We start from the raw sequence: 25,215 nt of genomic DNA, 5'->3' as shown, positions 1-25,215 counted from the left end.
GCCAACCTTCATGCGCGTGCGACCTCGCACGCGCGTGTAAGGGCCATCTCGCGAAGCTACCTCACCCTGTGTTGCTGTGTTGCCTAACGAATAGCCTTGGCCGCAAAAGGCATGCTGATTGCTGCGGCGGGCATACTGGCGCCTAACACTTCATTCAAGCCGAACTCGCTTCGCGGGTCGGCTTAATTCAGCCTGTTAGAACTCGAGACAATGAGTGCAGTAGTTAACGGTGCATGGTGCATCTAGTCGAGTCGCCACTATGAAGCCCGCGGAAAAGAGAGGCACGCGCAACGGCGAGTTCAAGAAACTGATTCGCTTTATGGCAGCCGCATCGGCTAGTGGCAATAGGAAAACCAGACTTCTGGTTCGGCCCAAAGGTTGGTTCTCTAACATTGGGTTGGATCTTGAGGTCGACTGGGAAGGGAAACATCGGATTAGGCTGTCTGGACCTGGTTTCGTCGGTGCGTACATTTCTGCAGGGGGGACGCTTTCTCCGTTTGATCGATCCGACGCCGTGGTGGAAGTGCTTCGCGAGGTCGTGGCGGACCCTGAGCGCTACGCGAGCAGCTTCGGGCACTTTACCGGGCAGTGCACTTTTTGCGGTCGTAAGCTAACTGACGCCAGAAGCTATTCAGTTGGCTACGGCCGAGACTGCGCGGAGCGTTTTGGCTTGCGGTGGGGGCAAATTGGGCAGGCCGATCTAGAGCGAAACAGGATGTGAGTGCTTCATCGACTTTCCCCTGCTGACTGGCGAGGCTAATTTCGCGAGCCAACCAGCCAACAAGTGCATCAAGTCCGCGTGGACTGCGCGCCCGCCGCCTTCGCCCGATACCTAGCGCAGCCCCGCCTCAACCGGCAATGTATCGCTCCAGCTGCGTAATCGTCTGCTGCTGCTCCTCGATGACGGCCTTCACCAAGTCACCGATCGAAATCATTCCGATCAGCTTGTTCTTTTCCATCACCGGCAAGTGACGGATGCGCAGCTCCGTCATCAGCTCCATGCAACTGTGCACATCCGCATCGGGTGACACCGTCTTCACCGGCGACGACATGATCTGCCACACCGGCGTGTCCGAGCTGGAGCGGCCGAGCAGAATCACTTTGCGGGCGTAATCTCGCTCCGAGACTATCCCGACCAACTCCTCGTCCCGCATCACCGGCAGCGCGCCGATGTGCTTGTCGGCCATCAACTGAATGGCCTCCAGCACCGGTTCCTCCGGACCGATGGTCCAGACCGTGTTGTTCTTGAAGGCAAGCAGGTAACTAACGCGTAGCATCGCCGTCGTCCTCCTGTCTGTTTGCAGGAGCAGCGTACTCCCAAAATCGCGCGCGACAAAATGCGGACTGGCGACGTCTACAGCTGGATCAGCCGTACAGCCTGGCGTGAATGGCGCGTTCGGCTTCCAGCCAGTCGTCGAGCTCGTGACCGGGCGAAAAATTGCGGGCCGCCGCCAGGTAGTAAGCCGCGGTGGCGATCATCGCGCCGACGTCTTCGGGCGTCGGGTCGAGCGTGGTCGCCACGATTTGCACGTCCGCTGCCGGCTCGGTAGCCACTGCCTTGGTCGTCAGTGTTTTGCGAGGGGTGCGGGGCTTTTTCGCCGTCGCAGACTTAGTCTCGACCGGCGCGGCGGCCGTAGCCTTGGGCTTGGCGCGAGCGCGCTTGGGGGGCGAGGTGTCAGGGGTGAATTCCATCGACATCTCCTCGAATCACATCCTCGGATTGCAGTCACTCCGGGAGCAAGCACGGAGTGTGCCAGCGAGGCCGATTATTCTACGGTGCGGATGTGACCGGGAAATGTCGCAAAATCGCGATCAAAAGCGCCGATAGCGCCGCTTGGACAGGGGACGCCGAACGCGGTCATTGGAAGATTGGTGCACGATCGGCGCCGGACGCACGGCGATAGTGCGCCCAGCCGGCTCGATAGCGCCTCCGATCAGTGATGGTGGCCGCCGGGACCGTGCACGTGGCCGTGCGACAGCTCTTCTTCTGTCGCGGCACGCACGCCGACGATTTCCACCTTGAAGTTCAGGTTCTTGCCGGCGAGCGGGTGATTGCCATCGAGCGTCACCACGTCGCCCTGCAGCTGAGTGATCGTCACCGCACGCACACCGTGCTCCGATTGGGCATGTAGCTGCATGCCCACATGCAGATCACCCACGCCCTTCAGCGCCCGGCGCGGCACGCGCTGGATGAGCTCTTTATCGAACTCACCGTAGCCCTCGGCGGGTGTGATCTTCACGTCCAGCTTGTCGCCCTCGCCCTTGCCCTCCAGCTCGCGCTCCAGGCCCGGGATCAGGTTGCCGTTGCCGTGAATGTAGGCAAGGGGCTCACCGCCGGCCGAGCTGTCGATGGTGTTGCCCTCATCGTCGGTCAGGGTGTAGTGAATCGATGCAACGGCGTCTTTGGTGATTTGCATGACAGGGCCCGATACTGGGGGTGACCGAAACGTTGGATTATGAACCATCGGGGAGCGAAACGCCCGCGCGGCTCTCGCGGGCTCGAGGGGGGCTTGGCGAGCCGGGTTCAGATTGGAATCAGCTTGCTGAGGAAGCGGCCCAGGTGGGGTTCGCTCCGATCCAGCGGCGCTTCCGCGAGAATTTCCTTCGCCGCCTTCGCAAGTCCCTCGAGCGCCACTCAGCGCAGAGCCGCGATTCCACCCTACTCAGCGGGCCAGAGTTGTCGGCGCTATGACATCTGGATCAGGGCTACAACGATGATCTTCGAATTTCGCTAGCGGGCGCGCAGGAGAAAACCGCGCTCACGAAGATCGGTCGACATTGGTACAAGCCAGCAGGCTCGACCCCCACGACACACATTCTGAAACTCCCGCTGGGGCTGGCAGGCAATCGCCGGCTGGATCTTTCACACTCCGTCGACAACGAATGGCTGTGCGCGGCGCTCTTGAAAGAACTGGGATTGCCCGTGGCGAACACGGACATCGGCCAGTTTGGCGATCAGCGCGTGCTCATCGTGGAGCGCTTCGACCGGCGCTGGCAGAACGTCGGTGATGACGATCCCCGCGCGGCCAGCTTCGAGCCATCGGAACGAGCCTGGATTGCGCGTCTTCCTCAAGAGGATTTCTGTCAGGCCACCGGGCGGCCACACACTGCGAAATACGAAAACGAAGGCGGCCCTTCGATGCACGCGATCCTGAATGAGCTCGCGCGCGCGGAGCATCCTGCTTCGGATCAGCGGCGCTTCTTGCTATCGCAGCTTGCATTCTGGGTGCTCGCAGCGACCGACGGTCACGCAAAGAACTTCTCGATCCACCACCATCGCGGCGGCAGCTTCGCTCTCACACCGCTCTACGATGTCCTATCGACTTGGCCAGTAGTCGGAAAGGGTGGCAGTCAGCTCGACGTTCACGAGCTGAAACTCGCGCTGGCCGTGCGCGGCAAGAGAGCGCACTACAAGATCGTCGAAATCCAGCCGCGGCATTTTCGGTCGCTCGCGGAGAAGTATCCAGACACGGATGCCTGGCCGGCGATGGTCGAACTGGCAGGCCGCGTCGAAGGCGCGATCAAGGCAGTAGAAAAACGCCTGCCGGCAAAGTTCGCGGAAACCGTGTGGACGGCGATTGCCAAAGGGGCGCTTGCGCAGGCGAAGTCGTTTCTCTTCTCCTACACCTGTGCGCTGAAAACAAAGTCGTTACCTGTTGCGACCAGAAATCAACGAGATAGAGCTCTCGCGGAGTACTAGAGCACGCCAAAGTCGTTTCCTAGCGTGTAGCGACATTGACAAAGAACGGGGATTCACGAAAACAAAGTTGTTTCCTCTCGAGCGGATGCCTTAACGGCGCTGACGAACAGGCAGTTTGGCGCGATAACCCGCGGGACCATCCGGACCGTCATTGAGTCGCAGCATCGCGAGCTCCAATAGAGTGTTGCATTTCGAGCACGACGGTGCCGGTGCGAGCGGTTAGACTTGCCAACAGCCTGACGTTGGGTGTGAGTATGCCCCCTATCTCCTTTTCTCAGAGCACCGACGGTGGTTCCTCCAATGACGTGCCCTCGGTTTACGAACTCGCTGCTCGGATATTGGGCTCGCAGGAAGCAGCCAAGACGTCAGCTCATCCCAGCTGGGCTTAGACGGTAAGCGCCCTATAGATCTGCTCGCCACGGAGTCCGGCAGGGAGTTGGTGGAAGCACTCCTCCTGCGCATGGAATTCAGCGTCTACACTTATTAATAAGTACGTCCAACTACGTCCTCCCGATTAGACCGTTGCTTATGCATTCTCAACCACCACCTCGCAACCGTTTCAATTCGTCTTGCTGCTTTGTGCGCCTGATCGGTATCGCTTCTGCCGATGTTGCGGCCGTCGAAGATGTCTTGCGGCCGCACACGCATAAGAAGGCAGTAGCGAAACCATTGAGGCGAGCTGACGCCAGGCCCATGACGGTGGATCAAGGCTTGCCATCCGGCCGGAGCCGTCCGCCCCCTCGTTGTTCAGACACCTGAATCTTCCCCTTTCCCCGGCACAGCCCGTCTTGAGCCAAAACCCGCCCGGCCTGCACGGCGGCGCGGGTGATCACAGGAGGACGATGCAGTCAGATCATCAGATCGGCCTGCGGCGGGGCCCGGCTCGGATTGGCCGGATCGGCTGGCTCGCCGTCGCGACCCAGGTGATCGAGAATCCGCGCAATCAGGGTCCGCGGTTCGATTCCGCGAGTCGGCACCATCTCCTCCCGCTATCGATCCAATATCCGAAGCACGACCCGCCGATTCTTCTCCCGGCCGGCTTCAGTACCGTTGTCCGCGATCGGCTCGCTCTTGCCGTAGCCGCGCACTGATAGCGCGTTGGTCACGCCTTTCTCGACCAGGTAGCGGCGGACGGCTTCGGCTCGGCGCTGGGACAGGGTGAGGTTGTAAGCCTGCGAGCCGTTGCCGTCAGTATGGCCGGCGACCTCGATGCGCAGGTCGGGATTCATGCGCAAGGTCTGCACTGCTTCGTCCAAGGTGGCGAAGGCTTGTGGCTGCAAGCGATCCGAGTTGTATTCGAACGTGACGAGCGGCAGCTGGATCTCTTCCTTCAAGTCGCAACCGCGTGCGTCCACGCGCGTGCCTGGCGCGGTGTCCGGGCATGCATCGGCAGCATCCTTGACGTTGTCGTGGTCGCCATCGAGTTCGCAGCCGTTGTCGTCCACTGGCTGGCCGTGCGGCGTGCCTGGACAACGATCGGTGCTGTCTGGCACGCCATCGCGATCTTCGTCCGCCGGCGGCGGAGGAGGAGGAGCGGCTGGTGGCTGAATCGGCGCGGCGTTGGACGGCTTCGCGGTCGGTCTCGACCCGAACGCGTACTGCAGGCCCAGGCCGAGCAGATAATCGACGCGACTGCCTCCGTCGGCATCGTCGTAGCGCGCACGACCGTCCAGGCGCAATAACAAGGCGCGGCCATCTTCCTTCGAACGGTGTATGGCGGCGAGTACACCGAGCCCGCCATCCGCATACGCATCCGTCGAAGAGCTCGACAACTCTCGTTCTTTACGCTGCGCACCCAGTCCGAGGAGCAGATATGGCGCAAAGCGCGTCTCGCGCCGGAAAACGCGCAAGGCGTTGAGACCGGCCGATTCCATTGTCAGATCGTCGCCGAGCGAACTGTCGAAGCGTCCGCGAAACAAGTTGAGCTCGATGTTCCAGTTGGGGTGAATCTCCGAACCCACCGCGAATGTAAAGGCACCTTCGTCATCGACGGCGCGGTCGTCGTCCGTGCGAACCGCGTGCACGATCGGTGCGACATAGAAACCGGAGCTGGGCTCGGTCTGCTCGGCGACAGAAGGGAATGAGAGCGCGGCGAGCACCGCGGCGGCCACGAGGGATGGAATGCGCTTGTTGGTCTTGGTTTGCATGTTTCTGGGCACGAAGTGGTCAATGAAATTGAAGTGCCGCCGCAACGCGCCGGCAATTGAATGCGATCTATGGGTGTTCTGGCCTCGTGGCGTAGCCGCCGGCAGTCAGGCTGGGCGCCAGTTGCGAAATGAAAGGTGCGAGCTGTTCCTCGTAATGTCGATGGCGATACACCGAGCGCGTGTTCAGAGGTTCGGTCACCTGCGAGTAGCTCGGCGTTGCCGAGTAGCGGCGCTGTTCATTGAATGCGAGACAAGCGGGCTCGAAGGGCAGCTCCAGGTAATCGAGCAGACGGCGCGTTTGCATCTCCGGCTCGCGCACGAAATCTTCATATCTCAGGGTCAGGTCGGCGAGATCGAGCTCGCGCCGGTAGTGTTCGGTCAGGTCCGACATCGTCCCGACCTGGTGCACGATGCTTTCGATGCGATAGCCGCAGTTGAATCCGTGCGTGAGCTCGTGCGACAGCATGGACACGCAAACATCGAGCGGATTGCGTATCACGCGCACGATCTTGGCAAGAGGAAATGCCATGCGCACGAGCGGTAGCCACATCTCGTTGAAGGGCATCTTGTCGGTGAACAGGCGCACGCCGGGTTCGAGCAAGCGGCGCTGCTCGGCGCGCGCGAAGTAATAGTCGCGCAGGAGCGTGGCCACATGGTGACGATCGGCGCTCCAGGTTTGCGCGAGATTGTCCGGAAAGGATTCGTCCGGGCACAAGCGGCCGATGAGCTGTGGCCACTCGCCGGCGAAGGTCAACTCGCCGCCGGCGCGAACCGCGCTGTGACTGGTCAGCACCTGTTCGACGAGCGTGGTGCCCGAACGCGGCAGTCCCATGATGAAGACGGGCTGCGGGACGTCTCGCCTCAGGCTCGCTCGGGGAAGCGGATCGAGATTGGCGCGCACGAAGAACTGCTTGAGCCGCTGGACCAGCGCTTCGACGGACTGAGCGCGGTATTGAGGACCGCCGGCTTGAGCGGCGAGCTTCGCCTTGCCTTCGATCCAGTCGCGCCAGGCTTCGCGATGTCGGCCCAGCCGATCGAACAAGCGCCCGCGTTCGAGCTGTGCGCTGCCATTGAGATCTTGCGCGCTCTCCAGGATAGCCAACGCCTGTTGATAGTCGCCGCCGCGTATGAGGTACGCCACGCGCAGCAGTTCGACATCCTGCGGCGATGACGCCTCGGCGGCACGGTCGAGCAATTGATGCGCCCGTTGCAGGTTGCCCAGCATCTCGTGCAGCTTCGACCATTGAGCCAGCACCTGCAGATTGCCGGGAGCGAGAGCATCGGCGCGCGCGAAGCAAGGCTCGGCTTCAGCCGCGCGGCCTTGTCGAATCAAATTGATTGCCAGGTTGACGAGCGAGTTTGTCTGTGCTGGATCGAGATCGAGCGCGCGGCGCAAGTGCCATTCGCCCGACGACAGATCATTGAGCTCGGACAGCACGATTCCCAGCAGCGCGTGAACCTGCGGATCGCGAGGATCGGCGCGCAGCGCGGCCTGCGCGGCCGAGTATGCGCCCGACAGATCGCGGCTAGCGAGCGCTTCATGCGCACGTTGAATCGACAAGGGGATCTCCGCTGTCATGCCTAATATGATGGCGTGTTCGCGCGCGATTGTTGAGACGGTGTCCGCAAACACGCGCACTGCCGAGCTGCATGCTCGGATGATTCGCGTCAATTTGACTATAATTGTCGCCACGCTGCCGCGTCGAGTCTGAGATAGGCGCGCGCCAAAGACGGTTGCTCAGTCAATTCGGTAAACCGCTACTCGACTTCATCTTGTGACCGAATTCCGGAATGCACGCTGAGTGGCTACCTAAACTCGCCGCCCGTTCTGTCATGCGCAGACCTGCAGAGGCGGCAGCGTGATGAGGACGGCGCCGCAGGTGAGCGGCGAATCGACGAGTGAATCAGGAGGCCGCATTGAATCGCATCCATCGTGTTATCTGGTCCCGAGTGCGTAACGCATGGGTCGTCACCTCCGAGCTGGCCATGAGTGGCGGGAAGAGTGGCAGCACCAGAGCGATCACGTCGCGCCCGCGGATCCAGCGACAGCACACGCCGATGCAAGCGGCAGCGCTGCGCATCGCAGTCCTTACCGCGCTGTTCACGATGCAATCGCCATCCAGAGCCGCGGATCTGTACTGGGACGTGAACCGCACGGGCCTCGGGCTCGGCGGCACGGGCACCTGGGATCTGACGAATTCCTTTTGGGATACCGCCGGCGATGGCGTGAGTGGTCCCTACACGATCTGGAACAACGCAACCCTTGATAACGCGATTTTCAACGGTACCGCCGGCACCGTGACACTCGGCGGTCTGATCAGTCTGCACAATCTGACGTTCAACGTCGGCGGCTACGCGCTCGATGCGGGCACACTGCAATTGGCCGGAACGGCACCGACGATCACGACCAATGCTGGCAACACCACGATCGATTCTGTGATCGCCGGAACAGCCGGGTTGACCAAGGCAGGCACCGCAGCGCTGCACCTGGGCGGCACGAACACGTTCTCCGGCGGCATCAACCTCAATCTGGGCAGCATCTACGCCAGCAGCGATGCCGCTCTCGGCGCATCGAGCAACAACATTGCGACCGCGGCGGGAGCACAGGTGCGTCTGTCGATCGCGGGCGCTGTCGACACCAACCGCACCGTGACGATCGGCGATGGCGGCACACTGATCGCCGAGGGCGCCCGCGTGGGTTCGGCGCGATTCATGGGCGACGGCAGCGTTCGAGTCGGTACCGGCGTGACCATGAGCAACGACGCCAGTACCTATACCGGGACCACGACTTTTTCCGGCTGCAACGGCGTCTGCACGACGTCGTTCACTTCCATCGCCGATCTCGGCCAGGCCAGCTCGCTCGGCGCGCCCACCACCGTGGAGAACGGCACCATCCGTTTCAACCAGTCGAGCCAGTATTCGGACAACCTGGTGTACCTCGGCACCGGCCACAGCTCGAACCGCAACTGGTCCATCAATGGCGCGGCCGCGGTGATTCGCAATCGAGGTTCCGGCACGCTGACCCTCACCGGTGACATCGACAGCAACGGCGGTACCAGCTTCGTTGCCGAGAGCGCCGATTTCCAATTGCTCGGCGTGCTCAGCGGCGCCGCGAACCTGACCTTCAACGGCAATGCCGGCCGCTCCATCACGCTGGGTGGCACCAACACTTACTCGGGCGCGACCGCGATCGGCGCGACAGTGTTCGCACCGGTATTGGCGAACGGCGGCGAGGCCAGCTCCTTCGGTGTCGGCACGAGCATCAATGTCAACACTGGAGGAAGTGTCTACTACACGGGCGCCGGCGTTGCGAGCGACCGTGAGTGGCTTCTGCAAGGGGCCACCACCATCGGCAACGATGGCAGCGGAGCGTTGAGTCTCGACGGTCCACTTTCGTTCACTGCGGGCGGCCCTGCGGATTCCCTGACCCTGGCGGGCAACTTCAACGGCGTCAACACGATCGGCGGTGTCATTTCCGGCGCAGGGAGCATCGTCAGCAATGGCAGTGGTACCTGGGTGCTGGAAGGGGCCAACACGTACGACGGCAGCGTCACGGTCCAGAGCGGCACGTTGCGCGCCGGTAACGCCAATGCTTTCGGTCTCACCCGCGAGGTGACGATCAATGGCGGCACGCTGGACCTCAACGGCTACGATTGGGAGATCCAATCGCTGGCAGGTAGCGGCGGTGTGCTTGCTCTGGGCGATGCGACGCTAACGTTGAACGCAGCCTCGGGCAGCACGCTCTACGGCGGCAGCATCACTGGCAGCGGCGGTCTCATCAAGCTTGGCACGAGCACGCAGACGCTCTCCGGCGCCAACACTTATACCGGTGACACTGCGATCGGCGGTGGCACATTGGCGCTCGACTTCAGCGCCGCGGGTGGGCCGACCGACAACATCATCTCCAGCGCGTCGAGCTTGCAGATGTCCGGCGGCAATCTCGTGGTCACCGGCGCGGCCGGCGAGACGAATGTGCAGACCTTCGATGGCGTTCACATCACCGGCGGCAGCAACAACATCAGCGCGGTCTCCGGGGCCGGCGGCAGCGTGACGATCGATCTCGGTGCCATCACTCGCAGCGGCGGACTGGTGGATTTCGATTTGCCCACGGCTGGCGCCATCACCACGAGCACGACTTCGCTTGGCGGCTGGGCGACAGTGAACAATGGCACCGATTACGCGAAGGTGGTCGGGGGCACCATCACCGCGCTGTCCGACAGTGACTATCGCGTGGAAGACCAGGCGGGAAACTGGCAGGACGGCGACATCATTACCGATGACCTGGGCTTTCAGGGAACAGTGACCAGCAGCGTGCAACTCGGCGGCCTGCGTTATACGGCGCCGACCAGCACGATCGTGACCATCGACGGCGGTCAAACGCTCGGCATCGACGGCAACATCCTGGTCGCTCCCTCGGTAGGGACCAACAACAACGAGATCACCGGTGGCTCGCTGACCGGTGCGGTTGGCGGCGGCATGCTCGGTGTCCAGCAGAACAGCGACGGCTTGTTCCGCATCGAGTCACAGATCGTCGATAACGGCGCTGACCAGATCGGCTTTACCAAGGCGGGCACAGGCGAGGTCGTGCTCGCGAACGCGAGCAACTCGTACAGCGGCCCGACCGTCATCAGTCAGGGCACGCTCACGGTGAGCAGCATCGCCAACGGTGGGCAGGCCAGTTCCATTGGCGCTTCGAGCGCGGACTCCGCCAATCTGGTGATCGAAGCCGGCACGCTGCGCTACGAAGGCGGCACTGTCACTACCGACCGCGGTTTTACAATCGTCAGAGGCGGCGCGACCCCAAGTACCATCAACGTAACCAGCGCCGCTTCGAACTTGACGTTCACCGGAGTGGTGACGAGCGTCGAGAGCGCCGATTTTACCAAGACGGGCGCGGGCACGTTGACGCTCGCGAATGGCGCCAACGACTACCTGGGCGTTACCCACATCAGTGGCGGCACTCTCTCGGTGACGACACTCGCCGATGGTGGTGAAGTGAGCAGCATCGGCCGCTCATCGAGCGATGCCGGCAATCTGTTGCTGGAGAATGGCGCGACGCTGCAGTACACCGGCGGCAGCGTAAGCATCGATCGAGGCTTTACCGTCGTCGGAGGTGGCGGGGGCGGTGGCGCCGTCGAGGTGAGCGATGTGGATACCACGCTCACGTTCAGCGGCAGTGTCGTCGGCACTGGGGGCTTCTTCAAGGATGGCGCGGGCACGCTCGTGCTCGCGGGTAACAACACACAAAGCGGCCAGATGATCGTTCGGGAAGGCACGCTGCGCGCCGGCTCGACGCAGGCGTTCGGTGCGCCCGCGCGCATGTCCCTGGTCGGCGGCACCACGCTGGACCTGGCAGGTTTCAACAACACCGTGAGCGCGTTGTCGGACTGGGCCGGCCCGGGCGGTAACGTCACGCTTGGCTCCGCGACGCTGACGTTGCACGACGGCACCAGCTCGTTCTCCGGCGCGATCAGCGGCACTGGCGGCTTGACCAAGACCGGCGGCGGCACGCAGACCCTGGTCGGTTGCAACAACACCTACGAGGGCGTCACCACGATCTCCAGCGGTACGCTGCGGGTCGACTGTCTGGCCGACGGCGGAGTAGCGAGCGGTATTGGTGCGGCCAGCAACGATCCGAGCAGCCTGGTGCTGAATGGCGGCACGTTGTCGTACGCCGGCGGCAGCGTAGGCATCGATCGCGGCATGACGCTGCAGTCAGGCAGCAGCACCATCGAGGTCACTCAAGCCGCGACACAACTCGAGATCGAAGGGCTGATCACCGGTTCCGGCGCTCTGGTCAAGAGTGGTTCCGGCACGCTGGTGCTGTCCAACACGAACGACTATTCGGGCAATACGACCATCTCGAACGGCATCCTGCGAGCCGGTACCACCAATGCTTTCGGCACGGGTGGATTATCGCTGGGCAATGCCGCCGACGCCGTCCTGGATCTGAACGATTTCAATACCACTGCGGCGTTCTTGACCGGGGGAGGCGCGGCGGGAGGTACTGTCGATCTCGGCACGGCGACTCTGACGCTCAATGCTAGCAGCGGCAACCGCGCATTCGGCGGGACGATTGTCGGCACCGGTGGGCTGATCAAGACCGGAAACGCGGTACAGCAGCTTGCCGGTTGCGGGAGCAGCTACACCGGCACCACGGTCATCAACGGCGGCCGGCTCGATGTCGCGTGCCTGAGCGATGGCAACAGCAACAGCTCGATCGGCGCCTCTGGCTCCGCGGCCAGCAATCTGGTGATCAACAACAACGCCGCGTTGAGATACGTCGGCGATGGCGACAGCACCGACCGGCAGTTCACGATGGGCGGCCATGCAACGCTGTACGCCGACGGGACCGGCGCGATGGAATTCACCAGCACCGCGCCGATCGCATTGACTGGCACTACCGCGCGGACGTTGACGTTGCGAGGCTCGAATCAGAACGACAACACTCTGGCGGCGCAAATCACCAATAGCGCGGTTGGCGCCACGTCGCTCACCAAGCTCGACGGTGGCACATGGATACTGACCAATCTCGATAACACCTACACCGGCGTGACCACGATCAGCGGCGGCGTGCTCGGAGTCAGCAAGCTTGCGGATGGCGGCGAGCAGAGCAGCATCGGCACTTCTTCTGCGGCGGCGTCCAACCTGGTCATCGGCAACAATTCGACATTGCGCTACACGGGCAGCGGCGATTCGACCAATCGTCTGTTCACGCTGGCTCAAGGCGTGACTTACATCGAGTCCTCCGGCACGGGCGCGATCGAGCTCACCAACACCGGTTCCGCGACCTTGCAGGGCTCGGGCTCACGCACCCTCGCGTTGGGCGGCACCAATGCCGATCTCAACATCATGGGCGGCACCATTGCGGACGCCAGCGCCACCGGCAGGACCGCCCTGGCGAAGAACGACAGCGGCACGTGGGTGCTCACCGGCAACAACACTTATACCGGCAACACGGTCATCAACGCCGGCAATCTGATGATCGGCAATGGCGGCACGACGGGCAATGCCGGAGCGGGCAACGTCATCGTCGATGCGCCGGGCTCGACGCTGTCTTTCAACCGCAGCGACACCTTCGATTTCAATGGCTCGTTGAGCGGCCCGGGCACCGTGGCGCAGATCGGTTCGGGGACGACTCGATTGACCGCGACGGATAACGACATTGGCGCGACCGTCGTCGACGCCGGTACCCTCGAGATCGACGGCAGCCTCACGTCCGACACCATCGCGATGAACGGCACGGGTACGTTGAACGTCAACGGTATCGTGCAAGGCGACGGCGCCGGTGTTGCAACGTTCACCGGTGACGCCGGTGCGAGCACGATCGACGTCAACGGTGGTGGCACGCTGCGGGCCATCGGCGATCTCGATGGTGGCAGCGACAGCGTCAACCTCGCTGGCACGCTCGATACCGGCGCCGGTGTGCTGAGCCTGGGCGCGGGCGATGATTCCTTCACATTGAAGGATGGGGCCGTGATCACTGGCGGCGGCATCGATGCAGGCTCGGCAGCTACCGCGGACGTTCTCATTCTCGACAACGCCGCGGCATTTACTTTTAACGGCGGTACGACGGCTGGCTTCGAGTCGCTGGTAAAGCAGAACAGCGGCGTCGCCACGATGACCGGTACCCAAACGTTCACCACGGGCACCACCGTCAGCGCGGGCACGCTTGATGTGGACGGCACGCTGCTGACAGGCGCCGTCGCCGTGATCGACGGCAGTACGCTCAATGTGGATGGCACGGTGCAAGCTGCAACGGCTGCACTCGATGACGGCTCCACGCTGAACATCAACGGCACCATGCAAGCCGCGGGAGCGACGCAGACTGCGATCACTGGCAGCAGCGGTGTGAACACCGTCGTGGTGAACGCGGGCGCCCACCTGCTCGCGACCGGCGATCTCGGCGACGGCAACGATGTGCTCGACGTGGCCGGCACGCTGGATACTGGTGGCGGCGTGTTCTCGCTGGGCGATGGCAACGACACCTTAGTCGTTCACGACACCACGGTCGTGATCGGCACGCTCGACGCGGGCGCCGGTGACGACGTGCTCAACGTCAATGTGAGCTCAGGCAGCGTCGTGCCTCTAGGCAGCACCACCGGCTTCGAATCGCTGGGCAAGTCCGGGCTCGGTCGACTGGCGATCAATGGCGCATCGGATTTCGTCGAGGTGCAGGTCCAGGCTGGAGCGCTCGACGTGACGGCGACCGGTAGTATCGAAGCGCAATCGGCTACGGTGAGCGCGGGCGCGACTCTGAACGTCGACGGCGCGTTCCAGTTCACCACGGGAGCGGACGAATTCATCGTCGCCGGTAACGTCACCGGCAGCGGCGCCATCGACATGCGCGACGGCGACGACGTACTCATCATCCAGGATGGCGCCACGATCGACATCGCGATCGACGCGGGCACCGCAGTCACAGGCGACACGCTCGTGCTGGATAGCGCCGCCGCTCTCACGTTTGACGGCACGAACGTCACCGGCTTTGAAGAAATGGTCAAGCAGAACGCTGGCATTGCCAGCTTGAGCGGTACTCACACCTACGGCAGCGCGACGATTGACGAAGGCACGCTCGATGTCGACGGCACGCTCAATACAGCCTCGGTGGTGCTGAGCGATGACACGATATTCAGCATCGACGGTGTCGCGCAGGCTGCGGGCGCGACACAGACCGCGATCACCGGCGACGCGGGCGTCAACACCGTCGTCATCAATGCTGGCGGCACCTTGCGAGCGACCGGCGATCTTGGCGCCGGTGACGACGTGCTCGACATTTCGGGCACTCTCGATACGGGGGCGGGCACGCTGTCGCTGGGCGATGGTGACGATTCGTTCGTCATCCACGACGGCACGACCGTGATCGGCAATGTCGAGGGCGGCGCCGGTCTCGACACGCGGGTCTACAACATCAATCTGACCGCCACGGTCGGATCGTTGACGGGCTTCGAAGGTCTGGAGAAGACGGGTACCGGAGTGTTGAACCTCACCGGTCCGGGCACGTCCATCTTCGAGGAAGTCTCGGCGCTGGGTGGCACCTTGAACGTCGAAGCCTCCGGATCGATTGCGGATGTTCAGACCACGAACGTCGCCGCCGGAGCAATCTTGAATGTCGATGGCGCGTATTCCGGCAGTGCAGGTGATGACACATTCACAGTCGCCGGTACCGTCAGCGGCGCTGGCACCATCGATCTCGGCACGGGCGAGGATTTGCTCGTGATCCAGGACGGCGCGTCCATCGATGCCCGTATCGACGGCGGCGCGGGCTCCGATACCGTGTTACTCGATAGTGCATCGGCGCTCTCATTCGCGGGCACGGGCGTTGCGGGTTTCGAACAACTCGCCAAACAAAACGACGGTACGGCGACCTTGCTCGGTACGCACGCGTACTCCACGACAACGATCGATGGAGGCACGCTCGACGTCGATGGCGTTCTGGAAACGGGCGCCGTGGCAGTAAACGGCGGCACGACATTGAATGTCGACGGAACAGTGCAAGCCGGGGCTGCAACGCAGACAGCGATCACTGGCAGCACGGGTGTCGAGACGGTGATCGTGGGCACGGGCGGCACGTTGCTCGCGACGGGCGACTTGGGCGATGGCGCCGACGTGCTAGATGTCGCTGGTACGCTCGATACGGGCGGCGGCACACTGACGCTCGGAGGCGGCACACTGACGCTCGGAGCGGGTGACGATACTTTCGTTATTCACGATGGCGCGGTTGTCACCGGGACGGTGTCGGGCGGTGCAGGTATGGACACCCGCGTCTACGACATCGCGGGTACCGCGAGCGTCGGTGCTCTCCAGGAATTCGAAGGACTCACCAAGCGCAACACGGGCACACTCACCATCACCGGCCCGGCCCTCACCACGGGTCTAATAGATATCGCGGTTGAAGGCGGCGTGCTCGGCGTTGCGGCGAGTGCCACAGTGACCGGCGTACAAACCGTTACCGTCGACAGCGGCGCGACCTTGGACGTCGACGGCAATGTTGACTTCACGGCCGGTGGCGACAGCTTCACCGTTGCGGGCAACGTGACCGGCATGGGTTCGATCGACATGCTCGACGGCGACGATCATCTCACGCTGCTCGATGGCGCGGATCTTAGCGGTTTGACGAGTGCCATTAACGGCGGCGCTGGCGTCGATACGCTGACCATCGACATCGCCACGACCGCCAGGCTGGGCGGCGCGACCGGATTCGAAACGTTAATCAAAGACGGCGTGGGCACGGCAACGATCACTGGCCCAGCGGATTCGGCGCTGGATACCGTACTGGTGCGTGAGGGTATGCTCGAAGTGGCCGCCGGCGCGCTGGTCGATCCTCAGACGACCGTCATCGACGCGGGTGCGACGATGTTGGTCGACGGCACCTACAACGGCACCACTGGCGCGGACGTTTTCACATTGTCTGGAACACTCGCGGGTGGCGGCACCGTCGACCTGCTTGGTGGCGATGATGTGCTCACCATCAACACGGGTTCGGATGTGACTTTCAGCGCGCTCTTCGATGCGGGGACTGGCGGCGCGGACGAGTTCGTGCTCGCGGGCGCTGGCGACGATACGTTCGACGCGAGCCTCATCGACACGGTATTCCAGAACTTCGATGAATTCCGCAAAGAAGGCGCCGGCACCTGGCGGCTGGCCGGCAACGCCGCGCGAGACTGGACCGTGGCCGAGGGAACATTGATCGGCGACAGCAACAGCCTCGGCGGCGACATCGACAACGCCGCCATCGTCGTCTTCGATCAAGCATTCGAGGGTTCGTACGATGGCGTGCTGTCGGGCGGCGGTACTCTCATCAAGCAGAACACCGGAACGCTGGCGATGTCGGCTGCCAACACTTTCTCGGGCGATGTAGAAGTTCAGGCGGGTGCTTTGCAGGTCGACGGAACATTGCCGGCCACGATCCTGGTCGCTTCAACCGGCACGTTGTCCGGTGTAGGTACGGTGGGTCTGGTGACGACGCAAGCAGGCGGCGTCGTAGCGCCCGGCAATGCGGCCAATCAGTTCGGTACATTGACCATCGCGGGTAACTACGACGGTGTCGGCACCGTTCGCATCAGCACGGAACTCGGCGATGAAACGTCGGCAACCAGCCGGCTCGTTATTCGAGGCAACGCGACCGGCAGTTCCGCTGTGCTCGTCGATCGCGCTGGCGGCAATGGGGATGCCACGGCGGGCGATGGCATTCATATCATCCAGGTGGATGGCGTGAGTGCGGTCGACAGCTTCCGCTTGGGCCAGCCGGTACAGGCCGGAGCATATGAATATCTGCTCCACCAGGGCGGCGCGGCGGACGCGAACGACTGGTATTTGCGCTCGGAACTGATCGACCCCAACGCGCCGGTCGATCCGACGCCCGCATTCCGGCCCGGCGTGGCCGGCTACCTGCTCGGGCAGCAGGCCAACTTGGAGTACGGATTTTCTGCGCTCGGCAACCTGCGTGATCGCGTTGGCGATCAGGGTCGCATGAGCAATGCGGAGCGCAGCGAGCACACAGCCGACGCCTGGATGCGGGTGTACGCGCACGAGATCGATATCGGCGGCAAGCGCTTTGAAGCGCAGAATCTGCAGATGACCACCGTGCATTTCGGCACGGACGTTTACAGTGCAGGTTCCGGCGACGCGACCACGCACGTTGGTCTGATGGCCAGTGTGGGCGAGAGCACGGCAACGTTCTTCGACACTGCGCGTGGCTCGGCAGGCCTGGGCGGAGTTACCGGTGACGTCGAGTCGGACGTGCAAGGCGCCGGCATCTACTGGACGCGTCACGGAGCGAAGGGCGGCTACTTCGATCTATCGGCGCAGTTTCTGCACTATCGCAATCGCTATCACGACCAGTACCGGGCGGTCAGCCATCAGAGCGGCTGGGGCGGCACGATGTCGGCGGAGATCGGATCGGCGTTTCGTATTGGCGCCACCGGCTGGAAGATAGAGCCGCAGTTGCAACTCGCCTATCAGCGCCTGGAACTGGATGACTTCGAGGATCAGGTATCCACCATCTCGGCGGTGAATGAAGATGCGTTGCGAGCCCGAGTGGCGCTGCAAGTCTTTCGGACGCCGGGTCAGTGGCTCGGCATGACCGACGCATCGCCATACTTCGCCGTTGGCGCGCAGCGCGATTTCATGGATGCGGATTCCATCACCGTCGGCACCACGAGAATCGCCGAGGAGATTCCGGACACGACCGGCGATGTAAGCGTCGGCTTTACCGGCAGCGTGCGTCCCGGCATCGAGTTGCACCTCGACTTGCAGTATCAGCATTCGACCGAGGGAGAACGGGACGGCGTGCGCGGCAACTTCGGCTTCCGCATGAGTTTCTAAAGGCGCAACCCGCTGGTTGGACAGGGTGCCCGCCGCTCTGTAGGCCGCCGGCCAGGGTACCGGCGGCCGCGGCATGCTAAATTGCCGCGCCGGAGGCGCGAGCCCCAAACGTAAATCCCTGATTTTACAAAGCAATAGCCACTCCCGGAGATCCTCGCTGGCGCATGTCCCGCCTGATCGTGTTCGCGCTCGCTGCATACCGATCGGCTCTCAACGCATCTGTTCGCCGCCAATCAGCTGCGGCTATGGTTCGCTTCCTTCGCCTACGTGCTTATCGAGTCGCTGCGCCGTCGCGCGCTTCACGCCACGCGTTTCGCTCAGGCCACCGCCGCCACGATCCGGCTGAAACTGCTGAAGATCGGCGCGCTCGTGAAGCTCAGCGTGCGGCGTGTGACGATCGCCATGAGCTCAGCCCATCCCTATCAAGCGGAGTTCAACACCGCCTGGCATGCCTTGCACGCGGCGGCGCGTTAAGCCGCACTCCACGAACCAGAAAGCTCCAGCCGCCAAGTTGCCTGCAACATCGCCGCGTGCGGTGGCGGATGCCTACGCCTGCAAGTCGGCCTGCTCGCCACGATAACCACCCGCCTTCGTGCGCTTCACGACACAAACTCAACCGATACTGCGCTCATATCCAATATCGACGGCGTTTGAGAAAAGCGGGCTAAATCTGCCTCAGCAGCTCGCAGCAATCCGATTGTGCGCCTGCTTGATTTGCTCAAGCCAGATCGTCGTCGAAAGTTCGAAAGTTCTATCGTTCACCTGGGGATCTGATAAGGCTCTTGTGCGTCGCAAGCCGCGGTCGCCAGCTCCTCCACTGCACCCAGCCACCAGGTAACGACTTCGTTTTCGGGGAAACGACTTTGTTACCAAGGAAACGACTTTATTTTCGACGCACATCTCCTACGCCAAGGAGTAGTCACCTACTCCACCGTCACCGACTTCGCCAGATTGCGTGGCTGGTCCACATCCGTGCCCTTGAGAATGGCGCAGTGATAAGCCAGCAGTTGCAGCGGTACGGTGTAGACGGCGGATGCCTGGAAGTGGCTGACGTGCTTCGGCATGGTGATGACGGTCACGCCCTCGGAGGGCTGCAAGCCCGAATCCGGATCGGCGAAGACATACAGCTCGCCACCGCGGGCACGGACTTCCTGCAGGTTGGATTTCAACTTTTCCAACAGGTCGTTGTTGGGCGCGACGGCGATGACAGGCATGTCGGCGTCGACCAGTGCCAGCGGACCGTGCTTGAGCTCGCCGGCCGGATAGGCTTCGGCGTGAATGTATGAAATTTCCTTGAGCTTCAGCGCGCCTTCCATTGCGATGGGATACATCTGGCCGCGGCCCAGGAACAGCGCGTGATGCTTGTCGGCGAAGCGCTCGGCCAGCTTCTGGATGACGGGATCGAGATGCAGGGTCTTCTCGATCATTCCCGGAATCTCGATCAAACGCTGCACCAGGCCGCGCTCGCGTTCCGGATCGGTGCCGTGGAACTTGGCGAGCGCGATCACCAGCATGCCGAGTCCGCACAGCTGAGTGGTGAACGCCTTGGTAGAAGCGACGCCGATCTCCGGGCCGGCGCGAGTCAGCAGCACCAGCTCGGATTCGCGGACCAGGGAGCTTTCCGGCACGTTGCAGATCGAGAGCGTCGAGAGGTAGCCGGACTGCTTCGCCATGCGCAGCGCCGCCAGCGTGTCCGCCGTTTCACCGGACTGGGAAATCGACACGAACAACGTGTTCTTGGGAACGACCGGATTGCGATAGCGATATTCGCTCGCGATTTCCACCCAGCAGGGCAGGCGCGCAATCTGTTCGATGTAGTACTTGGCCACGGCGCCGGCGTGATAGCTGGTGCCGCACGCGACGATCTGCACGGCCTCGCAACGACGGAACACTTCCGTAGCCAGCGGACCGAACGCCGCCTCGAGCAACTTGCCGCCGGCGACGCGTTCTTCCAGCGTCTGCGCGATGGCGCGAGGCTGCTCATGGATTTCCTTGAGCATGTAATGCGCGTATTCGCCCTTCTCCGCGGCGTCCGCCGACAAGGAGCTTTCGCGAACGGCGCGCTGCGCGTTGTTTCCTTCGTTGTCGACGATGCGAACGCTGGCGCGACGAATCTCGGCGACATCGCCTTCATCGAGGAAAATGAACTTGCGCGTGACCGGCAGCAGCGCCGCGACGTCGGATGCGACGAAGTTTTCGTTCTCACCCACGCCGATCACGACCGGGCAGCCGGCGCGGGCCAGGATCATGGTGTCCGCGGCGTCTTCGGAAACGACCGCGAGTGCATAGGCACCTTCCAACTCGGCGACCGTGGCACGCACGGCACGGAAGATGTCGCCGAGCTTCTGCTTGTGGAAGTGAATGCGATGCGCGATCACCTCGGTATCGGTTTCGGAGGTGAACTGATAGCCGAGCTTGGTCAGCTCTTCGCGCAGTTCCTCGTGATTCTCGATGATGCCGTTATGAACGATGGCGATGCCATCGCGCGAGATATGCGGGTGGGCGTTGCGCTCGGAGGGCACGCCGTGAGTCGCCCAACGGGTATGTGCGATTCCCAGGTGGCCTTCGACCGGAGTCTCGATGAGCGCATCCTGCAACATGCGCACCTTGCCGACAGTCCGCAGGCGGCGCAGGTGGCCCGTGTCATTCAGGATGGCAACACCGGCCGAGTCGTAGCCCCGGTATTCCAGACGGCGCAGGCCTTCGATCAGGATGGGAACGATGTTGCGATCTGCAATTGCGCCGACAATACCGCACATGGGAGATAGGAGGTCCGTTAGAGCCGCGGGTTTACAGAAAATAGAGTGTAGCCGACCCCGGTTCCCCGGGTCTGAGGAAAGTCTCACAGGTCGGCAGACGCGTGGGAAGCGCCCTTAAGAGCGGCCGGCCGGTCAGCCGCGCTCCTTGCGCGGGCTTTTCTGAGGCCGCTTCCAGCTTTCGATGGTGACCTGCCGGGCGCGGGCCAGGGTCAGCTTGCCCTCGGGGGCGTCCTTGGTGATGGTCGAGCCGGCGCCGGTATTGGCGTTGGCGCCGATCTTGACCGGCGCGATCAGCATGGAGCCGGAGCCGATGAAAGCGCCGTCCCCGATCTCGGTGCGATGCTTGTTGACGCCATCGTAGTTCACCGTGACGGTGCCGGCGCCCACGTTGACTTTGCTACCGATGCTCGCGTCGCCCAGATAGGTCAGGTGATTGGCCTTGCTGCCGGCGCCGACCTCGCTCTTCTTGACCTCGACGAAGTTGCCGATGTGCACGTCGCCGTGCAGCACCGTTTCGGGGCGCAGACGGGCGAACGGTCCGATGGAATTGCGAGGGCCGACCACCGCGCGGTCAATCACGCAATTGGGATGGATCTCGGTGTCCGCATCGATGCGGCAATCCTTCAAGTAGCAATTCGGGCCGATGCGCACGCGATCGCCCAGCTCGACATTGCCGACGAACACGGCATTCACATCGATGAACACATCGCGGCCGGCCGTCACCTTGCCTCGAATATCGATGCGAGCCGGATCGGCAAGGGTGACGCCATCGATCATCAACTCACGTGCCCGCTCGGCGCGCAGCGCGCCTTCGAGCTGTGCCAGCTGCACTTTATCGTTAACGCCGAGCACTTCCATCTCCGTTGGCGCGATCACGGCATTGACTTTGAAACCCGCCCGCACCGCCATGACGATGATATCGGTGAGGTAGTACTCGCCCTGTGCATTGTCGTTCTTCAGCTCGGCCAGCCATTTGCGCAGCGAGGACGCCGGCACGGCCATGAGTCCGGTGTTGATCTCGCCAATGGCGCGTTCCTTGGTGTTTGCATCCTTCTGCTCGACGATGCGCACGACGTTGCCCGCGTTGTCGCGTACCACGCGGCCGTAGCCGGTCGGATCGGCAAGAACGACAGTCAGCAGGCCGATGGCCTTGTCATTGCATTGCCCCAGCAAGGTCTGCAACGTCGGCTGACGAACCAGCGGCACGTCGCCGTACAGGATCAACACATCGTGATCGTCGGGAATGGCGGGCATTGCCTGCGCCACCGCGTGGCCGGTACCAAGCTGCTGAGCCTGCAGCACCCAGTTCACCGGCTCGGCCGCCAGAGCCTCTCGAACCTGCTCGCCGCCATGGCCATAGACGACGTGGATGGCATCGCCATTCAGCTGTTTGGCCGTATCCAGCACGTGCGACAGGATGGGGCGGCCCGCCAGGGGCTGCAGCACCTTGGGCAGGTCCGACTTCATGCGTTTGCCCTGGCCGGCAGCCAGGATGACGATCGACAGGGGCATGGCGACAGGATGTGGCAGGCCGGGCGGCCTCGATGGGGCGCATTATCAGGACATGAGCCGGCGACCGCCAGGGTGCCGTTCGCAGACCCAAACTGCGACGTACCGCACGCTTCGTCGCCTCAAACTCCATGCCGCCGGACCGACAAAGCTACTACCGGGTCGCCGGTCACAGCGGGCCTGGTCCTTATCACATGACAATGCCGAGGCTATGAGCGCCACCCCCGACTTCTCTCCGCCTCGCCGCATCCTGATTGTGGACGCCGATCCGGTCATGCGCGAGTCGGCGACTGCGTTGCTCAAGCTACGGGGGTTGGAAGTCGCGGCCGCAGCCGACGGCATCGAAGCGCTCACCATGTTCGCGCGCGAATGGTTCCCGGTGGTGATCACCGACAGTGCGGTGGCTCCGGTCGACGGCATCGAATTCGTGGCCCGGCTGCGCATTCTGTCGCTGGCCCCGGTGTACATCATCATGCTCACGGAGACTTCGGACGTGCGTGTCCATGAGCAAGGCTATTGCATGGGCGTAGATCAGTACCTGATGCGCGCGAATTGCTTGTCCGAGCTGGTCGGCCGGGTGCAAGCCGGCATCAATGCGATTCGCCGCCGCCAGTCTTCCCGCACCGGCCGCGCTCACGAGCCGGCGACGGTCGACCTGGAGAATGGCGCCCATACCGCTCGTCATCTGGTCGGCCGCCTGCGGGCCGAGATCGTGCAGGCCGAGCGCTCCAAGAAGACCTTGCAGCTCCTGAGCATCGGATTGGATGCGGCCGATCCTGCCGCTTTTCAGCAGCACAGTGTTTCGGGAACGATTTCGCACACGCTGCTCGGCGCCGCGCAGGATGCGATGCGTGCGAAGCTCGATTGGATCGTGCGCCTGCCCGCGCCGGCCAACACTTGCCGGCTGGTCGTGGTCATGCCCGAAAGCGGCGCGAGCGAAGCGAGCGCGATGGAACAAACGATTCGCAATGCCTTCGTTCATTGGGGATTGAGCTCGGCCGCGAGCGGCCTGCGGCTGTCGACGGGCCTTGCATCCTTCGCTGGCGAAGACAACGCGCCTGCCGCGCTTGAACTGCTGGGTCAGGCGGAACGCAGCCGGCGCATGAACGATGCGCCTGCGAGAATGAGCGTCGAGCGTCCCTCTGCGGATTCAGCCGCCCCCGCGCAAGACGCGGCGTAATCTCTCTTCAGGTTCCGCAGAAGGTCTTGTACGGTGTCTCCGACGGAGGTGCCGGCAACCGATATTCCTCATGCTCGGAGTGGCGTTCGTAGGGACGCTGCAGAATCGCGAGCAGCTCATGGAACGGCTGCATGTCGCCCGCAGTCGCTGCCTGCAAAGCAGCTTCCACCCGATGATTGCGAGGTATGAATTCCGGGTTCGCGAGACGCAGCGTCTCCGCCCGTTCCGCGGCACTCTGCGGATCGCGTGACAAGCGCATGCGCCAGTCGCTCAACCAGGTGTCTATTTCAGTCGCATCCTGGAACATCTCGCGTAGTGATGCAGCCTCGCCAGGTATCGCTGCCGCGCGGGAGATTCCGCTGAATGTCAGGGTGAAATCCGCCTTAGACTTTTCCATTGCGATCAGCAATCGGGAGATCAGGTCGGCATCGTCATCCTCAGCCGAAACAAGTCCGATCTTGCGGCGCATGTGTTCGAGAAACCGCCCTTCGAAGCGCTCTACGAAGTCTTCGATGATCGCGGTGGCCAGCTCGACCGCCTTGCTCGTATCGGCGTCGATGAGCGGCAGCAGCGTTTCGGCGAACCGCGCCAGGTTCCATTGCGCGATGCCCGGCTGATTCGTATAGGAATATCGGCCGCCCAGATCGATGGAGCTGAATACGGTGTTCGAGTCGTACTGGTCCATGAACGCGCACGGACCATAGTCGATGGTTTCACCCGAGAGCGCCATGTTGTCGGTGTTCATCACGCCATGGATGAAACCCACTCGCATCCAATCGGCGATCAGTTCTGCCTGACGTTGAGTTACGGCATCGAGCACCGCAAGCGCGGGTACTTGCGCCGTCGCCGCCTCCGGGTAGTGGCGGGCTATTACATAGGCCAACAATTCCTTCAGCGCGTCTTGATCGCCACGAGCCGCGAAGAACTGGAATGTTCCGACGCGAATGTGACTTGCCGCCACGCGCGTCAGCACTGCGCCCGGAAGTATGTCCTGGCGATATACCTGCTCACCGGTTGTGACTACGGCGAGCGATCGCGTCGTCGGAATGCCGAGCGTATGCATCGCTTCGCTGATCAGATATTCGCGAAGCATTGGGCCCAACGCCGCCCGGCCATCACCACCGCGCGAGAACGGAGTGCGGCCCGAGCCCTTCAACTGAATGTCACGCAAGACGCCGTCGCGATCTTCGACCTCTCCCAGCAGAATGGCCCGGCCATCACCGAGCTGCGGTACGAACGATCCGAATTGATGGCCCGCGTAGGCCATAGCGATCGGCGTGGAATCCTCAGCGATCTCATTCCCAGAGAACAAGGCGGCGGCGGTGCTGTCGTCCATCTGCGGGTCCAACCCGAGATGCGCTGCCAATTCACGATTGAAAACGACCACGCGCGCCTCTGGCACCTTCGTCGGCGGTACTCGCGCGAAGAAGCGAGGCGATAGTGATGCGTAGGTATGCTGGAAGCCGATTCTCATGCACCCATCGTACACGGACGCGGCGCCACGGGCCGAGGGCGGTGCGACTTCCCGCTCCTCCATGTAGTGCTCCAGCGAGTTGTCGCTCGGCGACTGGCCCACGAGTGCTGGGTCTCACA

General features: G+C 62.8%; 14 protein-coding genes and 1 pseudogene. 6 read left to right on the top strand and 9 right to left on the bottom strand.

Features of this window, described 5'->3' with window-relative positions:
* Window positions 1–259 precede the first annotated feature (259 nt).
* A complete protein-coding gene (locus VGE08_RS26490) occupies window positions 260–721 on the top strand; it encodes a DUF6011 domain-containing protein (RefSeq protein ID WP_414717444.1) in 462 nt (153 codons plus the stop codon).
* A gap of 127 nt (window positions 722–848) precedes the next feature.
* Here the strand turns inward: VGE08_RS26490 and VGE08_RS03305 are convergent, their stop codons facing one another.
* From VGE08_RS03305 to VGE08_RS03295, 3 genes are all read right to left on the bottom strand, one after another.
* Window positions 849–1,277, bottom strand: coding sequence for a CBS domain-containing protein (locus VGE08_RS03305; protein WP_331066427.1), 429 nt, complete (start codon window positions 1,275–1,277; stop codon window positions 849–851).
* Between the two features lie 88 nt (window positions 1,278–1,365).
* Window positions 1,366–1,692, bottom strand: coding sequence for a DUF2934 domain-containing protein (locus VGE08_RS03300; protein ID WP_331066426.1), 327 nt, complete (start codon window positions 1,690–1,692; stop codon window positions 1,366–1,368).
* A 242-nt stretch (window positions 1,693–1,934) separates the two neighbouring features.
* Complete coding sequence (locus tag VGE08_RS03295; RefSeq protein ID WP_331066425.1) at window positions 1,935–2,417, bottom strand: peptidylprolyl isomerase; 483 nt, start codon at window positions 2,415–2,417, stop codon at window positions 1,935–1,937.
* A gap of 278 nt (window positions 2,418–2,695) precedes the next feature.
* On the opposite strand from VGE08_RS03295, the gene VGE08_RS03290 reads away from it, so the two are divergent.
* Together VGE08_RS03290 and VGE08_RS26265 are read left to right on the top strand one after the other, a co-directional pair.
* Window positions 2,696–3,700: a HipA domain-containing protein gene (locus tag VGE08_RS03290; RefSeq protein ID WP_331066572.1), complete on the top strand. Its 1,005-nt coding sequence runs from the start codon at window positions 2,696–2,698 to the stop codon at window positions 3,698–3,700.
* A gap of 337 nt (window positions 3,701–4,037) precedes the next feature.
* Entirely contained in the window at window positions 4,038–4,187 is a 150-nt protein-coding gene (locus tag VGE08_RS26265; protein ID WP_349258615.1) for an antitoxin Xre/MbcA/ParS toxin-binding domain-containing protein, read from the top strand.
* A gap of 361 nt (window positions 4,188–4,548) precedes the next feature.
* On the opposite strand, the gene VGE08_RS03285 is transcribed toward VGE08_RS26265, so the two are convergent.
* The 3 genes from VGE08_RS03285 to VGE08_RS03275 all read right to left on the bottom strand — a co-directional run bounded on the left by VGE08_RS03285 (window position 4,549) and on the right by VGE08_RS03275 (window position 7,408).
* Window positions 4,549–4,677 carry a hypothetical protein gene (locus VGE08_RS03285; RefSeq protein WP_331066424.1) on the bottom strand — a complete coding sequence of 43 codons (129 nt, stop codon included), beginning with the start codon at window positions 4,675–4,677 and terminating at the stop codon, window positions 4,549–4,551.
* Between the two features lie 12 nt (window positions 4,678–4,689).
* Window positions 4,690–5,847: an OmpA family protein gene (locus tag VGE08_RS03280; RefSeq protein ID WP_331066423.1), complete on the bottom strand. Its 1,158-nt coding sequence runs from the start codon at window positions 5,845–5,847 to the stop codon at window positions 4,690–4,692.
* A gap of 67 nt (window positions 5,848–5,914) precedes the next feature.
* Window positions 5,915–7,408: a tetratricopeptide repeat-containing sulfotransferase family protein gene (locus tag VGE08_RS03275; protein WP_331066422.1), complete on the bottom strand. Its 1,494-nt coding sequence runs from the start codon at window positions 7,406–7,408 to the stop codon at window positions 5,915–5,917.
* 338 nt (window positions 7,409–7,746) lie between these two features.
* Here VGE08_RS03275 and VGE08_RS03270 point away from each other — a divergent pair, with 338 nt between their 5' ends.
* Window positions 7,747–18,174, top strand: a complete 10,428-nt coding sequence (locus tag VGE08_RS03270; protein WP_331066421.1) for an autotransporter-associated beta strand repeat-containing protein — start codon at window positions 7,747–7,749, stop codon at window positions 18,172–18,174.
* A 180-nt stretch (window positions 18,175–18,354) separates the two neighbouring features.
* A pseudogene (locus tag VGE08_RS03265) lies at window positions 18,355–18,648 on the top strand (transposase); the annotation flags it as partial.
* 449 nt (window positions 18,649–19,097) lie between these two features.
* Here VGE08_RS03265 and glmS read toward each other — a convergent pair.
* Window positions 19,098–20,933, bottom strand: a complete 1,836-nt coding sequence (gene glmS / locus VGE08_RS03260; protein ID WP_331066420.1) for a glutamine--fructose-6-phosphate transaminase (isomerizing) — start codon at window positions 20,931–20,933, stop codon at window positions 19,098–19,100.
* Window positions 20,934–21,065: 132 nt separating this feature from the next.
* Complete coding sequence (gene glmU / locus VGE08_RS03255; protein WP_349258614.1) at window positions 21,066–22,439, bottom strand: bifunctional UDP-N-acetylglucosamine diphosphorylase/glucosamine-1-phosphate N-acetyltransferase GlmU; 1,374 nt, start codon at window positions 22,437–22,439, stop codon at window positions 21,066–21,068.
* Window positions 22,440–22,653: 214 nt separating this feature from the next.
* On the opposite strand from glmU, the gene VGE08_RS03250 reads away from it, so the two are divergent.
* Window positions 22,654–23,622, top strand: a complete 969-nt coding sequence (locus VGE08_RS03250) for a response regulator (protein ID WP_331066418.1) — start codon at window positions 22,654–22,656, stop codon at window positions 23,620–23,622.
* 7 nt (window positions 23,623–23,629) lie between these two features.
* Here VGE08_RS03250 and VGE08_RS03245 read toward each other — a convergent pair whose 3' ends face one another.
* Window positions 23,630–25,096 (bottom strand): protein adenylyltransferase SelO, encoded by a 1,467-nt coding sequence (locus VGE08_RS03245; RefSeq protein WP_349258613.1) that lies wholly within the window; start codon window positions 25,094–25,096, stop codon window positions 23,630–23,632.
* Between the last annotated feature and the right edge of the window lie 119 nt (window positions 25,097–25,215).

The organism is Steroidobacter sp. (assembly GCF_036406195.1).
Classification (GTDB): Bacteria; Pseudomonadota; Gammaproteobacteria; order Steroidobacterales; family Steroidobacteraceae; genus Steroidobacter.
Note: the sequence above shows the minus strand (reverse complement) of the source record. Positions and strands in the feature narration are given on the sequence as shown.